Origin of the sequence: Pseudonocardia sp. ICBG1293 (assembly GCF_020131355.1) — a bacterium.
GTDB lineage: Bacteria > Actinomycetota > Actinomycetes > Mycobacteriales > Pseudonocardiaceae > Pseudonocardia.
Genome location: NZ_JAHLEL010000006.1, coordinates 581,085 through 596,714 on the forward strand (window position 1 = coordinate 581,085; position 15,630 = coordinate 596,714).

A 15,630-nucleotide genomic window follows, 5' to 3' on the forward strand; every position below is an offset into this window, starting at 1 on the left:
GGTCCCATTTCCTGGTTCGGGCGTACTACTTTTCCGCCATCCTCCCGCGCTGCTTCGGGCGGTCGGAGAACCGAAGGGGACTCGAATGACGCGAACTACGTGGCGACTCGCCGCCCTCGCCGGGGCGGCGTCGCTGGTACTGGCCGGATGCGGTGGTGGTGGGGACACCGGATCCGGCGGGGCCACCGGCGGCTCGGAGGAGCCTGCCGCCGCGGGGCAGGAATGCACCCCGCCGCAGGCCCAGGCGACCGGCACCCCGAGCACCGCGCCGCTGAAGATCGGCTCCCTGCTGCCGGAGACCGGCAGCCTGGCGTTCCTCGGCCCGCCCGAGTTCGCGGGTGTGGACGTGGCGGTCAAGGAGATCAACGACGCCGGGGGAGTCCTCGGCAACCCGATCGAGCACCTGCGCGGTGACTCGGGTGACGACACCACCGACATCGCGAACCAGACCGTCGACCGGCAGCTCAGTGCCGGGACGCAGGTCATCGTGGGCGCCGCCGCCTCGGGCGTGTCCAAGCTGGTGATCGACAAGATCACCGGCGCGGGCGTGGTGCAGTTCTCGCCGGCCAACACCTCCGACGAGTTCACCTGCTGGCAGGACCGCGGGCTGTACTTCCGCACGGCGCCGCCGGACGTCCTGCAGGGCCAGGCGCTCGCCCAGCTGATCACCTCCGACGGTGGCCAGCGGGTCGCGCTGCTCGCCCGCAACGACCCGTACGGGTCCGGGCTGGCGGCCAGCACCGAGCGCAACCTGGTCTCGGCCGGCATCCCGCAGGACCAGATCACCAAGATCATCTACGACCCGAACGCCGCGTCGTTCAACCCGGAGATCGACCAGGTCGCGCAGTTCAACCCGGACGCGATCGCGGTGATCGGCTTCGACGAGTCCAAGCGGATCCTGACCCGCATGAGCGAGGTCCAGATCGGCCCGGCCCAGAAGTCCGTCTACGGCACCGACGGCAACATGGGCAACGCCCTGGGCGAGGGGCTGCCCGCGGGGCTGCTGAACGGGATGAAGGGCACCCTGCCGCTCACCGAGCTGTCGGGCGACTTCCGGCAGCGGCTCAGCGCGCAGGACCCGAGCCTGACCGACTTCAACTACGCGGCCGAGTCCTACGACGCCGTGGTGATCTCGGCGCTGGCCGCCGAGGCCGCGAAGTCGACCAACGGCGCGGACATCGCGACCCAGATCAACGGGATCACCAAGGACGGCGAGAAGTGCACCGACTTCGCCGCCTGCAAGGCGATCCTCGACCGGGGCGGTGACGTCGACTACGACGGCGCCACCGGCACGCTCGACTTCACCGACGCGGGTGAGCCGGGCTCCGGTTCCTACGGTGTCCAGACCTTCGACGGTCAGAACACCATCTCCGACGACGTCACCTACGTCCGGGTCGGCGCCCAGAGCTGATCCGCGGCACGACGGGCGAGGGGCGGACCGGCAACGGTCCGCCCCTCGTGTCGTTCCCGGCCCCGTCAGGGCCTGCCGGGCCCGCCCGGGCGGTGGTGGCACGCCACCACGGCACGGCAGCGGCCCCCAGGACGGCGGTGGCCGCGAGGACGTGGCAGGCGGCTGCGGGGGACCGGCGGGCTCCTGGAGCGTCGGGCTACGAGGCCGGTGGGCGCCGAGGCCGGCGGGCCCTGAGGACGGCGGGCCCTGAGGACGGCGGGCCCTGAGGACGGCGGGCCCGGAGGACGACGGGCCCGGAGGACGACGGGCCCGGAGGACGACGGGCCCGGAGGACGACGGGCCCGGAGGGCGGCGGGCCCCGGGGCCGGCGGGCCCCGAGGACGGCGGCGCCGGACGCAGCGGCCCGGAGTCGGCGGCAGAGGAGGCGCGGCACGGCCCGACGGGGCGCCGCCCCCCCGAGACGACCTCGGGCCGGCCCGGTCGTCCCAGTACGGCACGGTCCGGCGCCCCGGTCCGACGACGGCGGCCCCGGCCGGAGGTGTGCTCCGGTCGGGGCCGCCGACGTGGTCGTGACGGGTCAGGTCACTTCTTCTCGCTGCTCCCGGCCAGGGTGCCCAGGTAGAGCTCGATGACCTTCGGGTCGTTCAGCAGGTCGCGACCACCGGCGGTGTAGGCGTCGCAGCCCTGGTCGAGCACGTAGCCGCGGTCGCAGATCTGCAGACAGCGGCGGGCGTTCTGCTCCACCATGATGACCGAGACGCCGGCCGCGTTGATCTGCTTGCAGCGGACGAACACCTCGTCCTGCAGCATCGGGGACAGACCCGCCGACGGCTCGTCGAGCAGCAGCACCGACGGTTCCATCATCAGCGCCCGCCCCATCGCGACCATCTGCCGCTCGCCGCCGGACAGCGACCCGGCCTTGATCTTCCGGCGCTGCCCCAGCATCGGGAACAGGTCCGCCACGACGTCGAAGCGGGCCGCGAACGACTTCGGCCGCAGGAACACCCCCATCTGCATGTTCTCCTCGATCGAGAGCGAGGGGAACACGTTGTCGCGTTGCGGGACGTAGCCCAGACCCCGGGTGACCAGCGCGTGCGCCTTGGCCCCGGTGATCTCGGCGTCGCGCAGCCGGACCGTGCCGCTGCGCACGGGGATGAGCCCGAACATGGCCTTGAGCAGCGTCGACTTGCCGGCGCCGTTCGGACCGATGATCCCGACGATCTCGCCCTCGCGCAGGAAGAAGTCGCTCCCGTTGAGGATGTCGACCCCCGGCACGTACCCGGCCACCAGCGAGTCGACCCGCAGGACGGCGCCCTCGGCGAGCCCGCGGTGGACCTCGGTGGTGGCCGCGTGCTCCGGTGTCATGACGTCCTCGGCGCCGGATTCCCGCTCGCTCATGTGCGCTTCCCCTCCTGGCCCGGGTGGGCCGGACCGGTGCCGTCCTCGCGCAGGGCGCCCTCCAGCTCGGCGGCCTCCATCTCGGCGACGATCTCCGCGGTCTCGCCGACCGGGTTGCCGTCCTCGTCGAACTCGAGGACCTGGTCGTGGTGCGAGCCGAGGTAGGCGTCGACGACGGCCTGGTTCGACGACAGTGCCGACGGCGGCCCCTCGGCGATGACCTGTCCCTGGGCCATGACGACGACCCAGTCGGAGATGTCCCGGATGACGTCCATGTCGTGCTCGACGAACACCACGCTCATCCCCTCGTCGCGCAGGGACTTCACGTGGCCCAGCAGGCTCTGGGTCAGCGCCGGGTTCACCCCGGCCATCGGCTCGTCGAGCATGACGACCTTGGGGTCCATCATCAGGGCCCGTGCCATCTCCAGCAGCTTGCGCTGTCCGCCGGACAGCGAGCCCGCCAGGTCCTCGGACTTGGCGTCGAGCTTGAAACGGGCCAGCAGCTCGCGGGCCTGCTCGGTGATCCGTCGCTCCTGGGCGCCCCAGCCGGTGAACAGTGCGCCGAGGAAGCTCTCGCCGCGCTGACCGACCGCACCCAGCTTCATGTTCTCCAGCACCGTCATGCCCGCGAGGGCCTTGGTGAGCTGGAAGGTGCGGACGACGCCCTTGCGGGCGACCCGGTGCGGCGGCAGCTTCTGCAGCGGGCTGCCCTCGTAGACCCAGGAGCCCGTGTCGGCCCGGTCGAACCCGGTCAACAGGTTGAACAACGTCGTCTTGCCTGCGCCGTTCGGGCCGATGAGGCCGGTGATGGCGCCGCGCTGGAACTCCAGGTGGGCCACGTCGACGGCCTTCAGGCCGCCGAAGGTGCGGGTCACGCCGTCCACGGTGAGCACCGGGTCCGGCTTGGCGACGCCCGGTTCCGGGGCGACGCCGGTCAGTGTCCGGCCCGGTTCGGTCCCGGTCCGTCCGGGGGTCGGGTCGTCAGCGGCCATCGCTCAGCACCTCCCTGCGGCGTCCGAAGATGCCTTGTGGTCGGAACACCATCATGAGGCCCAGGAACAGGCCGACCAGCACGAAGCGGATCGCGCCCACGTCCTGGGAGGAGATGAAGGGCAGCAGCGGTGCGTCCCCGGCGGTGGCCTGGCGCAGGAACGCATCGGCCACCGAGAGCAGGAACCAGAACACCATCGCGCCGATCACCGGCCCGAAGACCCGGCCCGCCCCGCCCAGGATCAGCGCGGCGTAGGCGAAGAAGGTCTGCGGCGGGGAGTAGAAGTCCGGCGTCAGCGACTGGGTCGCCAGGGCGAACACGATGCCGCCCAGTGCGCCGAAGACCCCGCCGAGGGCGAGCGCCTGCATCTTGTAGGCGAAGACGTTCTTGCCCAGCGCGCGGGCGGCGTCCTCGTCCTCGCGGATCGCCTTGAGCACACGACCCCACGGGCTGCGCACGAGCAGCCAGGTGAGGAGCACGCACAGCGCGACCACGGTCCAGCCGACCAGGATCGCCCACAGATCCGGCCCGCGCAGCGACAGCACCCCGAAGTCGTAGGTGCCGGTGCCGAACGGGTTGGCGCGGGCGAACGAGTCGGCGAACCCGGTCAGGCCCTGGGTGCCGCCGGTGAAGCCGGTCTGCGAGGTCGATCGGGTGATCAGGCGCAGGATCTCCGACGCCGCGATCGTCACGATCGCCAGGTAGTCGGCGCGCAGGCGCAGGGTCGGGATGCCCAGCACGAGCGCGAGCGCGACACCGCAGGCCATGCCGATGATCACGCCCAGCCACAGCGGGGCGCCGTAGTTCGCCACCGAGATGCCCATGCCGTAGGCACCGACCAGCGCGAAGCCGATCTGGCCGAAGTTGAGCAGCCCGGTGTAGCCGAAGTGGATGTTGAGTCCGAGGGCCAGCAACGCGAAGAAGATGGCCGAGGGACCGATCAGCTGTGAAAGCCCGACCGTGAGGAGCTGTCCGAAGTCGATCATGTCTGCCCCCTCAGCCGATCCGTGCCCGGGACCCGAGCAGGCCCTGCGGCCGGAACACGAGGATCACGATCAGCACGGCCAGCCCGCCCAGGTACTTGAGGTCCAGTGGCAGCACGAGTGTGGAGAGCTGCACGAGGATGCCGACGATCAGGCAGCCGAGCAGGGCGCCGTAGGCGGTGCCGAGCCCCCCGAGGATGACCCCGGCGAACATCAGCAGCAGCAGGCGGAAGCCCATCTCGTACTGGACGGTCGAGGACAGCTCCGACAGCGCGAACAGCACACCGCCGAGCGTGGCCAGCGCACCGCCGAGCATCCAGACGAACAGCACCACCCGGTCGACGTTGATGCCCGACGAGGCGGCGAGGTCCCGGTTGTCGGAGACCGCGCGCATCGCCTTGCCGATCCGGGTCTTCTGCAGCAGCAGTGCGACCCCGACGAGGACGACGACGGCGATCACGATCGCCGACAGGTCCTTGTCGGTCAGCGCGGCCGGGCCGTAGTTGCGCACGGTCTGCCCGGTGTAGTCGGCGAAGGACTCCGACCGGCCACCGAAGATGATCAGCACGAGGTAGCGCAGCGCGATCGACAACCCGATGGAGACGACCAGCTGGGCGATCAGGCCGGCACCGCGCCGGCGCAGCCGTCGCCAGATGCCGAGCTCGTTCGCGGCGCCCAGCAGGGCACCGATGAGCATCGCGACGATCGTCGCCGGGATCAGCTGGACGCCGCCGCCGACGTTGATGAACCAGGTGATGACGGCGCCGATGGTGACCATCTCGCCGTGCGCGAAGTTCGTGAGGCCGGTGGTGCCGAAGATCAGCGACAGGCCGACCGCGGAGATGCCGATGACCAGACCGAACCAGATGCCGTCGACGAGCAGCCGCAGGAAGGTCGCGAACCCGCCGGTGGCGGTGCCCTCGGCCTCGGCGCCGAAGCGGAACACCACGGTGTTCAGCGAGCCGTCGGTCACCTCGCGGGTGGTCTCGCCCTACAGGACCTCGGTGCCGGGCGGCAGCGAGGCCTCGTCGAGCCGGAACAGGTAGGAGCCGGCGCCGGGGACGGTCAGGGTCCAGCGGCCGTTCGCCTCGGAGCGGGTCTCACCGGCCGGCGCGCCGTCGCGCTCGGCGGTGATGCGCACGTTCGGCAGCGGCTGACCGTTCTGGTCCCGCAGGGTGCCGCTGACGTCGATGCCGTCCGACTGCTGGAACGGGGCGACGGCGCCGGGGGAGGCCGGTACGGGGCCGGCGGGGGCGGTCGCCGCGGCGGCCGTCCCGGACAGGGCGAGCGCGCCCAGGAGGGCGATGAGCAGGCCCACCAGCCACCGGGCGGTCGTGGGGATCGGGGAGGGCCGGGACGCACCGACGGGCGGGGTGGCCGCGCGATCGGTGCGCGGTCGGCGCGGGAGCGGGGGTGGTGACAACGTTCGTCCTCGGTGGGGTCGTCGGACACGACTCTGTGCGACACCCTGATGGGTGATGGGGGGAACGTAGCCGAGGAGAGAACTGGTACGGACGTCTCGGACGAGGACGTAGCCGAGACGTAACGCGACGGTGTCCCGCCGGGCGGGTGCGGTGCCCCGTAGGGCGGGTCCCGGCCGTCAGGTCACGGGCGGCCGGGTGTCCCGGTGCAGGCAGGTCAGTTTCGCGGTGCAGACGCGGCGGCCGTCGTCGTCGACGAGGACGATCTCGGAGGTGGAGGTCGACCGGCCGATGTGGACCGGCCGGGCGGTGCCGGTGACCCAGCCCGACGTGGCGGAACGGTGGTGGGTGCACGCCAGCTCCAGCCCGACCGGGAACCGGTCGGGCAGCGCGTGCAGCGCGGACAGCGTGGATCCGAGGGTCTCGGCGAGCACGCCGCTCGCGCCGCCGTGGAGGAGCCCGTAGGGCTGGCGGTTGCCCGCGACCGGCATGCGGCCGACCACCTCGTCGGGGCCGGCCCGCAGGATCTCGATGCCCATCCGGTCGGTGAGCTGTTCCAGGGCGTGCTCGGAGCTCAGCTCCGGCAGCTGGTCGGGAGTGATCGGCACCGGACGACCCTACGTCGGGCCCGGCCCGCGCCGGACGTGACGTCCCGGGTGGTCCTTGCCCACCCGATCGGGTGGATCTACCGTTCCGTTCCGGAACGATCAGTGGCGACGACGACCGTGATGCGAGGTGTGTCCGCGTGGGCGCGACGGGGCGGCGTGCGGTGTTGCGGGGAGCGTTCGGGCTGGTCGGGGCCGGGGTGGCCCTGCTCGGCGCGGGGGCCTGTGCGGCGGGGACGGCGGTGTCCGCCGGGCCGGTGGATCCGCCGGACCCCGGACCGCCGGACGCGGCAGGGGCACTGGCGAGGCTGCGGGAGGGCAACGCGCGCTGGCAGGAGGTGCATCCCGCGCACCCGCACGAGGGGGTCGAGGTCCGTACCGCGCTGGTCGGTGGTCAGCACCCGTTCGCGACCGTGCTGAGCTGCGTCGACTCGCGGGTCCCGCCGGAGCTGGTGTTCGACCAGGGGCTCGGTGACCTGCTGACCGTGCGCACGGCGGGGGAGGTGCTCGACGACGCCGTCCGCGGCAGCATCGAGTTCGGTCGCGGCGAGCTCGCGGTGCCGCTCGTGGTGGTCCTCGGTCACTCGTCGTGCGGTGCGGTGGCGGCCGCGGTCGACGCGGTGGACCGCGCGCGGACACCGCCGGGGCACCTCGCCCACCTGGTGGCGGCGCTGCGACCGGCGCTGCCGTCGTCGGGCACCCGGGCCGAGCGCATCGCGGCCGGGGTCGACACCCACGTGCGGCGTACCGTGGCCGCCCTGCGCCGGGACCCGGACCTGGCCGCGTCCGGGGCGGGCGCCGCGGCCGTCGTCGGGGCCCGGTACGACCTGGACACCGGCCGGGTGGACTGGCTCGAGACGCTCTGAGTGCGGGTCTGGTCACATCGCCGGGGGATGCGACGGCGTGCATGCTTGCCCGCCCCGTCCGTTTCGTCGATCTTGGTCGGGACGACGACCCGGACCGATGGGAGACCCGATGGCGAACGACAGCAGGCCGACCGCCGCCGAGGCGTGGCGGATGATGCTCGAGGGCAACGGACGGTGGCAGCGCGACGAGCGCGAGGACCCGCGGCGCTCGGCCGAGGAACGTGCCGCGGCCGTCGCCGGTCAGACCCCGGCCGCGATGATCCTGTCCTGCTCGGACTCCCGGGTCCCCGCCGAGCTGGTGTTCGACCTGGGCCTGGGCGACCTGTTCGTGGTCCGGACCGCGGGCCAGGTCGTCGACGACGCGGTGCGCGGCACGCTCGCCTTCGGCGCGGGTGCGCTGGGCATCCCGCTGCTGGTCGTACTGGGGCACTCCCAGTGCGGTGCGGTCAAGGCGGCGGTGTCGGTGGCCGGGGGAGCGCCCGCGCCGGCACCGTCCACGCTGGGTGCGCTGGTCGGCGACATCGTCCCGGTGTGCGAGGGGGAGGGCGACACGGCCGTGGCCGGAGCGGTCGACGCCAACGTCCGCCGGGTCGTCGCGCAGCTCACGGCCGACCCGTCGCTGTCCGGGGCGGTCTGCAACAACCACCTCACGATCGTCGGCGCCCGCTACGACCTGGAGACCGGAGCGGTCCTCGAGGTCTGACCGGGCTCAGCCCGGCCGGTGGGTCACGAGGATCGCGGTGCCGGGGAACAGCGCGCCGCGCAGCGGCGACCACTGCCCCCAGACCCGCTCGTGACCCTCCGGCCACTCCGGCTCGACCAGGTCGTCGAGCACCAGCCCGGCGGCGACGACGTCGCGGACCCGGTCCCCGAGCGTCCGGTGGTGCTCGACGTAGGTGGCGCGGCCGTCGCCGTCGACCTCGAGGTACGGGGTCCGGTCGAAGTAGGACTGGACGACCGTGAGTCCCTGCTCGCCGGGGTCGTCGGGGAACACCCAGCGCATCGGGTGGTTCACCGCGAACACCCAGCGCCCGCCGGGGCGCAGCACCCGGTGCACCTCGCGCATGACCCGGCCCGGGTCCGCGACGAAGGGGATCGCGCCGAACGCCGAGCAGGCGTGGTCGAACGTGGCGTCGGCGAACGGCAGGCGCTCGGCGCCGGCCTGCACGAGCGGGACCGGCAGGCCGAGCGCGGTGTTGAGCCGGGCCGCGTGCCGCAGCATCCCGCCGGAGACGTCGAGCGCGACCGGGCGCGCGCCGCGGCGGGCGAGCCAGCGGCTGCACGGGGCGGAGCCCGCGCCGACCTCCAGCACCCGCTTCCCGGCGAGGTCGGCGGGCGGGCCGAGCAGGCCGGCCTCGTCCTCGTGCAGGTTCTCCGGGCACCAGACGAACGCCTCGTCGCCGATGTCGGAGCCGTGCTCGGCCAGGTAGTCGTCGGCGTCGGCGTCCCACCAGCGACGCCCGGCCGCCTCGGACTCGGCGCTGCCGACGCGGCGCCGGGCGACGCCCGCGGTACCGACGGCGTCCTCGGCGGAGAAGTACTCGTCGCGGCTGCTCATGACCACCCGATCGTCGCAAGCGCGGGACCCCGCGCGGATGGCGGACCCGCATTGCCGGGGAGATCCGGGGCCGCGTAGCATTCTTCCCGCACCGTGGTCAACGTCTCGGCCGACCGCGCGGCGCCACTCCAGCGCCGGTGTCGCGGGTGTCCGTGCACGAGGTTCCCGACCACGGGAATCGACGCCAGAGGGTGACCGTTACAACGTCACAGCTACACGCACCAGAACCTGGGCGCGCTGCTGCAGCAGCGCCGACCGGGCCGACCCTGTCAGAGAAATCCATCGGAGCACCTCACTACATGTCCACCGACACCACCGCCGCCCCGACCACGCCGCAGGTCGCTATCAACGACATCGGGTCGGAGGAGGACTTCCTCGCCGCCATCGACCAGACGATCAAGTACTTCAACGATGGCGACATCGTCGAGGGCACCATCGTCAAGGTCGACCGCGACGAGGTCCTGCTCGACATCGGCTACAAGACCGAGGGCGTCATCCCCTCGCGTGAGCTGTCGATCAAGCACGACGTCGACCCCGCCGAGGTCGTCGAGGTCGGCGAGTTCGTCGAGGCCCTCGTCCTCCAGAAGGAGGACAAGGAGGGCCGGCTGATCCTGTCCAAGAAGCGCGCGCAGTACGAGCGCGCCTGGGGCACGATCGAGGCGCTCAAGGAGGCCGACGAGCCGGTCGAGGGCACCGTCATCGAGGTCGTCAAGGGCGGCCTGATCCTGGACATCGGGCTCCGCGGCTTCCTCCCGGCCTCGCTGGTCGAGATGCGCCGCGTGCGCGACCTGCAGCCCTACGTCGGTCGCAAGATCGAGGCCAAGATCATCGAGCTGGACAAGAACCGCAACAACGTGGTCCTGTCCCGCCGCGCCTGGCTCGAGCAGACCCAGTCCGAGGTCCGCAGCGAGTTCCTCAACCAGCTGCAGCGCGGTCAGGTCCGCAAGGGCGTCGTCTCCTCGGTGGTCAACTTCGGTGCGTTCGTCGACCTGGGCGGGGTCGACGGCCTGGTGCACGTCTCCGAGCTGTCCTGGAAGCACATCGACCACCCGAGCGAGGTCGTCGAGGTCGGCCAGGAGGTCACCGTCGAGGTCCTCGACGTCGACCTGGACCGCGAGCGCGTCTCCCTGTCGCTGAAGGCGACCCAGGAGGACCCGTGGCGCCTGTACGCCCGGACCCACGCGATCGGCCAGATCGTGCCGGGCAAGGTCACCAAGCTGGTCCCGTTCGGCGCCTTCGTCCGCGTCGAGGAGGGCATCGAGGGCCTGGTCCACATCTCCGAGCTGGCCGAGCGCCACGTCGAGATCCCGGAGCAGGTCGTCCAGGTCGGCGACGACGCGATGGTCAAGGTCATCGACATCGACCTCGACCGTCGCCGGATCTCGCTGTCGCTGAAGCAGGCCAACGAGGGCATGACGGTCGACACCGAGTTCGACCCGACCCGCTACGGCATGGCCGCCGAGTACGACGACCAGGGGAACTACATCTACCCCGAGGGCTTCGACGTCGACTCCGGCGACTGGAAGGAAGGCTTCGACGAGGCCCGCGCGGCCTGGGAGAAGCAGTACGCCGAGGCGCAGTCCCGCTACGACCAGCACATGGCGCAGATCCGCAAGGCCGCCGAGGCCGAGGCGGAGGGCGGCGACGACATCGCACCGGCGAACTACTCCTCCGGCGGTGACGACGACCGCTCCACCGGTGGCAGCACCGGCGGTGGCCAGGCCGAGTCGGGTGGCTCGCTCGCCAGCGACGAGCAGCTCGCCGCTCTGCGCGAGAAGCTCTCCGGCGGCGCCTGAGCGTCCCCTGCCGGTCCCGTACGGACCGGCACCAGCACCACACCGGGCCCCGGTGACCGTCACGGTCACCGGGGCCCGGCCCGTTCCCGGGCCCGTCCCGGAACGGGTGAACGACGGCCGAGGTCGCCCGGCGTGTCGGTGCGGACACGCCACGTCGAGATCACGGTTCGGCTGCGGTTGGTCACGGCACGCGCAGCGGCCCGGAGTCGATCTTCGGGTCGGCCTAGATTGGAGTCATGGCCGGCCGCACCGTCCGCCGGACGCGTTCCGGCGAGTCCCCGTCCCACGACCGTTCGACCCGGCGTCGCGGGCGGGCCGCGATCGCGGGTGTCCTGCTCGCCGCGCTGCTCACCGGGTGCGCCAGCGCGTCCGGGGACACCGGCATCGCGGTGCCGACCTTCCCGGACGAGCAGCAGGGCGCTGCCCAGGCCGGGCGGGGACCGATCCCGATCGCGTTGCCCACCGACTGCGCCCAGCTGATGGACCCGGAGCAGGCGGGCGCGCTGTTCGGCCAGGTGCTGGGGTCGGTGTCGGTGCAGTCCGTGCGCGGCGTACCCGAGCCCGCGGTCAACCGCACCGAGCGCACCGCCTGCACCTACCGGGCGGGCGGTCAGGCCCAGGCCTTCGGCGGGGCGCGCAACTCCGGCCCCGTGTTGTTCCAGCTCAACATCGGCCGGTACGGCGACACGGCGTCGGCGACCCGGCAGTGGCAGCTCAACACCAACGCCGAGCGTGGCTCGGCCACCGCGTCGCGCGACATCACCGTCGGGTCGGTCCCGGGGGTCCTGGTCGAGCGGCCGGACGAGACCACCCTCGCGCTGGTCTACGGCGTCGACACGCTCACCTTCATCCTGCCCGTCGCGGCGCCCGGGCAGACCCGGTCCGCGGCCGAGACCCTGCCCGACCTGGCGCAGCGGATGATCCCGGCGCTCACGCCGACCCAGCCGCCGTCCGCGCGCCCGACACCGACCGCTCCGCCGGCCGCGCCCGCCCCGCAGGCGGGCACCGGTGCCGCGGGCAGCGCACGCGGCACCACCTGAGCGCGCCCGGGACGCCCCGGTACGGCCCGCTACGGTGATCACGTGCTGCGGACAGGGCTGACCGGTGGAATCGGTGCGGGCAAGTCGACGGTCGCGACGCGGCTGGTCGAACGCGGGGCGGTGCTGGTCGACTCCGACGTGATCGCCCGGGAGGTCGTCGAGCCGGGTACCGAGGGGCTGGCGGCCATCGTGGAGGCGTTCGGCGGCGAGGTCCTCGACGCCGACGGCCGGCTCGACCGGCCCGCCCTCGCCGCGGTCGTGTTCGGTGACACCGGCGCCCGGCGGGTCCTCGACGGCATCGTGCACCCGCTGGTGCGGGCCCGCTCCGACGAGCTCGTCGCGGCCGCCCCGGCCGACGCGATCGTCGTGCAGGACATCCCGCTGCTGGTCGAGGGCGGGATGGCGGCGGCGTTCCCGCTGGTCGTGGTGGTGGGGGTGGACGCCGACGAGCGGGTCCGCCGGCTGGTGTCCGCGCGCGGGATGACCGAGCAGGACGCCAGGGCCCGGATCGCCGCCCAGGCGACCGACGAGCAGCGCCGCGCCGCCGCCGACGTCTGGCTAGACAACTCGGGCGACCCGGAGGACACCCGTCGGCAGGTCGACGCCCTGTGGGACGGGCGGCTGGCCGGGTTCGAGGAGAACCTGCGCACGGGCCGCCCGGCCGTCGACGGCCCGCCCCGGCTCGTCGAGCACGACCCGACCTGGGCGGAGCAGGCCCGCCGTCTCGCCGAGCGGGTCGCGCGCGCCGCGGGCCGGTCCGGCCGGGGGGTGGAACACATCGGGTCGACCGCCGTCCCCGGCCTCCCGGCCCGCGACGTGCTCGACCTCCAGCTGGCAGTGGAGGCGCCCGCCGATGCCGACGCGGTCACCGGCGCACTGGCCGCGGTCGGTCTCCCGGTCGACGACGCCGCCGTGGACCGGGCGGCGGGCACCGTCCGGGTGCACCGCTCGGCGGATCCGGGGCGCGCCGCCGTGGTGGCCGTGCGGGTGCAGGGCTCACCGGCGTGGCGGCACGCGATCGAGCGGCGCGACCGGTTGCGCGCCGACGCGGCGGCCCGCTCCGGCTACGCCGGGCACAAGCGCGCGGCGGCCGCCCGGCACGGCGACGAGCCGGACCCGCGCCACTACCGTGTGTACACGGCGTCGTGGGCCATCGACCCGGACGAGTGACCGGGCCGGGACCCAGATCACGCGGAACGTGACGATCGGGTCGCGGCGAACCCGTTTCTGTAACGCCGCACGCTCGTTGGTCGATCAGGCGGGGCAGAGGGTGTTCGTGCCCGGATCGGCTGCGGTACCTGCGGGTACCCGTCGAACGGGCAGGTCGCCCGGGTGATCGGCACCGGGCCGCGCGGCCCGGCGACGGCGACGAGAGGACACGGGGTTGAGCACCATGGCCCAGCGTTACGGGGCGGACGGCGGGTTCGTCGAGCCCGGGCGCGCGCCTGCGTTCCCCCACACGGACCACTACGGCGGCCCGGTCGCGCCGGAGGGACCGGGTGCCGGCGACCCGGACCCGTGGACCGGCGCGGAGTACGAGGCCGCCCCGATCAGCGGGGCGGTCGTCCGGCAGCACCGCACGCTCCCGCACGGTGAGCTGCGGGCGGACTTCGGCTCGCACCTCGAGGCCCACTACCCGCGGCTGGTCGCCCAGCTCTACGCGATCACGCTCAACCCGCACGACGCGCACGAGGCGGTGCAGGACGCCTACTCGCGCGCCTGGCGCCGCTGGGCCGCGCTGCGCGCCGAGCCGGCCGGCCCGGAGCACGAGGACGCGGCCGTCGGCTGGGTCCGGCGGGTCGCGATCCGCTCGTCGATGCGGGTGCGGATGCGACGCCGCCGGCGCGGACCGTCGCCGGAGGAGACCGACCCGCGCACCGGCGCGCTCCTCGAGGCGCTCGGGCGGCTCGCCGCCGTCGACCGCCGGGCCGTGGTGCTGCACCACATGGCCGGCCTGTCGACCGGCGCGATCGCCGAGCTCGAGCGGGTCACCGAGCACGAGGTCCGGCGCCGGCTCGTCCGCGGTCGCGAGGTCGTGACCGAGGGCATGGCCGAGGTGCTGGAAGAGATCATCGGACCGGCGGGTGGCGCGGTCGGGGGACCGCCGCCGGGTCACGTCGCGCCGCAGTACGACCTGCGTGGCGGGTACCCACCCGCCACCGAGGGGGGACGGGTATGAACGGGTTCGCCGACATCGACCGGGAGTTCCACCGGCTCGACGACGTCCTGGCGGCGGCCGTGCCGCTGCCGGCGGTCGACGACGTGATCTCGCGCGCCGCCGGCGCGCGCCGGGCCACCTCGGCCGCGGCCGCCGCGGTGCTCACCGTCGGCTCGCTGGGCGGGGTCACGGCCGTCGCGACCGCGGCCGCACCCGACGGCAGCTTCATCGGCCCGCCCTTCGCCATCGCCGCACCCCAGGCGAGCGGCCCCACCCCCGAGCCGGTGCAGAGCGGTGCCGCGAGCGGTGGGGACGGCAGCCTGCCGCCGGCGTTCGACCCGACCGTGGCGGCGACCCAGGGCGGCGCGCTGCCCGGCGGCGCCGGCGACCCCGCCGACCCGGGTCGCCCGGGCGTGCCCGGCACCCCGGGTGCGCCGGTCCTCCCGCCGCCCGGTGGCGGTGGCGAGCCCGGTGGCGGCAACCCCGGTGGCGGCTCGGGCGGTGGCGGGCAGACCCCGCCCACCGACCCCCGGCCGACCGACGAGGGCTCGCCGGAGCCGACCACCCCGAAGCCGCCGCCGACCACCACGCCGCCGCCGGAGACGACGACGCCGCCGGAGACGACGACGCCGAAGCCGACCGACGAGGGAACCCCGGAGCCGACGACCACCGCCCCGTCCCCGACGACGAGCAACTCGGCCGCGCCGACGACCACCTCGACCGAGCCCACGACGACCACGAGCACCACGACCTCGGAGACCTCGACCAGCGCCGTGGGCCTCGGCCCGGCGCAGTCCTCCGCGCTCTGAGACACCCGGGCCGGCCCCCGTGGCGGGCCCCGTGGCGGAGGGGCGGCGGCCCCTCTGCCCGGCCGGGCCCCGTCGGTCAGCCGGGAGCGTCCTCCGGCCGGTCCCGCGGCCCCAGGTCGACGCCCAGCGACGCCAGCCACGCCACGTGGTCGTGGTCGTGGCGCACCAGCCCGTCGAGGACCGCGTGCGAGCGCTCCAGCGCGTACTCGGCGAGGTCGGTCCCGACCAGCCCCTGCGCGACGGCGGCGACGAACTCGTCGAGGTCGATGACGTCGGTCCCGCGCCCGCGGCGCACCACGAGGTCCAGGTAGAGGTCGGTCATCCGCAGCCGCCTGCCCTCACGGGTGATCGCGGCGATGTCGACGTACACGTCCTGGTCGCGCTCGTGCCCGGGGCGCCACCGCCAGTCGGACAGGCACACGCCCAGCTCCGGCAGCACCCAGGTCTCGATCCACCAGGCGTTGGGCCGGGCCACGACGGGCCGGGACAGGTAGATCCCCCAGTCCTCCTCGCGCAGCGTGGCGATCTCGCGGTGGGTCCCCTTGGTGTCGACCTGGACGCCCCGTTCGGGGTCGAAGGTCTGTGTCTTGGGCG

16 protein-coding genes are annotated in these 15,630 nt (G+C 73.7%); 8 read left to right on the top strand and 8 right to left on the bottom strand.

Annotated features, from left to right (window positions below):
* The first annotated feature begins 85 nt into the window (after nucleotides 1–85).
* Nucleotides 86–1,411, top strand: a complete 1,326-nt coding sequence (locus KPF47_RS03365) for an ABC transporter substrate-binding protein (protein ID WP_224386743.1) — start codon at nucleotides 86–88, stop codon at nucleotides 1,409–1,411.
* A gap of 582 nt (nucleotides 1,412–1,993) precedes the next feature.
* On the opposite strand, the gene KPF47_RS03370 is transcribed toward KPF47_RS03365, so the two are convergent.
* The 6 genes from KPF47_RS03370 to KPF47_RS03395 all read right to left on the bottom strand — a co-directional run bounded on the left by KPF47_RS03370 (nucleotide 1,994) and on the right by KPF47_RS03395 (nucleotide 6,812).
* Entirely contained in the window at nucleotides 1,994–2,809 is an 816-nt protein-coding gene (locus KPF47_RS03370; RefSeq protein WP_224386745.1) for an ABC transporter ATP-binding protein, read from the bottom strand.
* Entirely contained in the window at nucleotides 2,806–3,801 is a 996-nt protein-coding gene (locus KPF47_RS03375; protein WP_224386747.1) for an ABC transporter ATP-binding protein, read from the bottom strand. Before KPF47_RS03375 ends, KPF47_RS03370 begins: the two co-directional genes overlap by 4 nt.
* Nucleotides 3,791–4,786: a branched-chain amino acid ABC transporter permease gene (locus tag KPF47_RS03380; RefSeq protein ID WP_224386749.1), complete on the bottom strand. Its 996-nt coding sequence runs from the start codon at nucleotides 4,784–4,786 to the stop codon at nucleotides 3,791–3,793. Before KPF47_RS03380 ends, KPF47_RS03375 begins: the two co-directional genes overlap by 11 nt.
* Before the next feature lie 10 nt (nucleotides 4,787–4,796).
* Nucleotides 4,797–5,756, bottom strand: a complete 960-nt coding sequence (locus tag KPF47_RS03385; RefSeq protein ID WP_224386750.1) for a branched-chain amino acid ABC transporter permease — start codon at nucleotides 5,754–5,756, stop codon at nucleotides 4,797–4,799.
* An 18-nt stretch (nucleotides 5,757–5,774) separates the two neighbouring features.
* The gene (locus KPF47_RS03390) at nucleotides 5,775–6,206 is read right to left on the bottom strand and encodes a carboxypeptidase regulatory-like domain-containing protein (protein WP_224386752.1); all 432 of its coding nucleotides are present in this window, start codon (nucleotides 6,204–6,206) and stop codon (nucleotides 5,775–5,777) included.
* Nucleotides 6,207–6,383: 177 nt separating this feature from the next.
* Nucleotides 6,384–6,812 carry a PaaI family thioesterase gene (locus KPF47_RS03395; RefSeq protein WP_224386754.1) on the bottom strand — a complete coding sequence of 143 codons (429 nt, stop codon included), beginning with the start codon at nucleotides 6,810–6,812 and terminating at the stop codon, nucleotides 6,384–6,386.
* Nucleotides 6,813–6,949: 137 nt separating this feature from the next.
* On the opposite strand from KPF47_RS03395, the gene KPF47_RS03400 reads away from it, so the two are divergent.
* Complete coding sequence (locus KPF47_RS03400) at nucleotides 6,950–7,675, top strand: carbonic anhydrase (protein ID WP_224386756.1); 726 nt, start codon at nucleotides 6,950–6,952, stop codon at nucleotides 7,673–7,675.
* 109 nt (nucleotides 7,676–7,784) lie between these two features.
* Nucleotides 7,785–8,378 (top strand): carbonic anhydrase, encoded by a 594-nt coding sequence (locus KPF47_RS03405; protein ID WP_224386758.1) that lies wholly within the window; start codon nucleotides 7,785–7,787, stop codon nucleotides 8,376–8,378.
* A 6-nt stretch (nucleotides 8,379–8,384) separates the two neighbouring features.
* Here KPF47_RS03405 and KPF47_RS03410 read toward each other — a convergent pair whose 3' ends face one another.
* Nucleotides 8,385–9,233, bottom strand: a complete 849-nt coding sequence (locus tag KPF47_RS03410; protein ID WP_224386760.1) for a class I SAM-dependent methyltransferase — start codon at nucleotides 9,231–9,233, stop codon at nucleotides 8,385–8,387.
* Nucleotides 9,234–9,532: 299 nt separating this feature from the next.
* On the opposite strand from KPF47_RS03410, the gene rpsA reads away from it, so the two are divergent.
* The 5 genes from rpsA (at nucleotide 9,533) to KPF47_RS39660 (ending at nucleotide 15,036) form a co-directional block, all read left to right on the top strand.
* A complete protein-coding gene (gene rpsA, locus KPF47_RS03415) occupies nucleotides 9,533–11,029 on the top strand; it encodes a 30S ribosomal protein S1 (protein ID WP_224386761.1) in 1,497 nt (498 codons plus the stop codon).
* 236 nt (nucleotides 11,030–11,265) lie between these two features.
* A complete protein-coding gene (locus tag KPF47_RS03420; protein WP_224386764.1) occupies nucleotides 11,266–12,069 on the top strand; it encodes a hypothetical protein in 804 nt (267 codons plus the stop codon).
* 42 nt (nucleotides 12,070–12,111) lie between these two features.
* Entirely contained in the window at nucleotides 12,112–13,239 is a 1,128-nt protein-coding gene (gene coaE / locus KPF47_RS03425) for a dephospho-CoA kinase (protein ID WP_224386766.1), read from the top strand.
* 223 nt (nucleotides 13,240–13,462) lie between these two features.
* On the top strand, nucleotides 13,463–14,248 hold the full coding sequence (locus KPF47_RS03430; protein ID WP_224386837.1) for an RNA polymerase sigma factor: 786 nt from the start codon (nucleotides 13,463–13,465) through the stop codon (nucleotides 14,246–14,248).
* On the top strand, nucleotides 14,245–15,036 hold the full coding sequence (locus KPF47_RS39660; RefSeq protein ID WP_305080395.1) for a hypothetical protein: 792 nt from the start codon (nucleotides 14,245–14,247) through the stop codon (nucleotides 15,034–15,036). Before KPF47_RS03430 ends, KPF47_RS39660 begins: the two co-directional genes overlap by 4 nt.
* 76 nt (nucleotides 15,037–15,112) lie before the next feature.
* Here the strand turns inward: KPF47_RS39660 and KPF47_RS03440 are convergent.
* On the bottom strand, nucleotides 15,113–15,630 hold a 518-nt coding region (locus KPF47_RS03440), incomplete at its 5' end, for a DUF402 domain-containing protein (RefSeq protein ID WP_224386768.1).

What these genes read in the sequence shown, in the direction of transcription:
- KPF47_RS03365 (WP_224386743.1), top strand. Translation starts at nt 86, where the DNA reads ATGACGCGAACTACGTGGCGACTCGCCGCCCTCGCCGGGGCGGCGTCG.
- KPF47_RS03370 (WP_224386745.1), bottom strand. Translation starts at nt 2,809, where the DNA reads ATGAGCGAGCGGGAATCCGGCGCCGAGGACGTCATGACACCGGAGCAC.
- KPF47_RS03375 (WP_224386747.1), bottom strand. Translation starts at nt 3,801, where the DNA reads ATGGCCGCTGACGACCCGACCCCCGGACGGACCGGGACCGAACCGGGC.
- KPF47_RS03380 (WP_224386749.1), bottom strand. Translation starts at nt 4,786, where the DNA reads ATGATCGACTTCGGACAGCTCCTCACGGTCGGGCTTTCACAGCTGATC.
- KPF47_RS03405 (WP_224386758.1), top strand. Translation starts at nt 7,785, where the DNA reads ATGGCGAACGACAGCAGGCCGACCGCCGCCGAGGCGTGGCGGATGATG.
- KPF47_RS03410 (WP_224386760.1), bottom strand. Translation starts at nt 9,233, where the DNA reads ATGAGCAGCCGCGACGAGTACTTCTCCGCCGAGGACGCCGTCGGTACC.
- rpsA (WP_224386761.1), top strand. Translation starts at nt 9,533, where the DNA reads ATGTCCACCGACACCACCGCCGCCCCGACCACGCCGCAGGTCGCTATC.
- KPF47_RS03420 (WP_224386764.1), top strand. Translation starts at nt 11,266, where the DNA reads ATGGCCGGCCGCACCGTCCGCCGGACGCGTTCCGGCGAGTCCCCGTCC.
- KPF47_RS03430 (WP_224386837.1), top strand. Translation starts at nt 13,463, where the DNA reads ATGGCCCAGCGTTACGGGGCGGACGGCGGGTTCGTCGAGCCCGGGCGC.
- KPF47_RS39660 (WP_305080395.1), top strand. Translation starts at nt 14,245, where the DNA reads ATGAACGGGTTCGCCGACATCGACCGGGAGTTCCACCGGCTCGACGAC.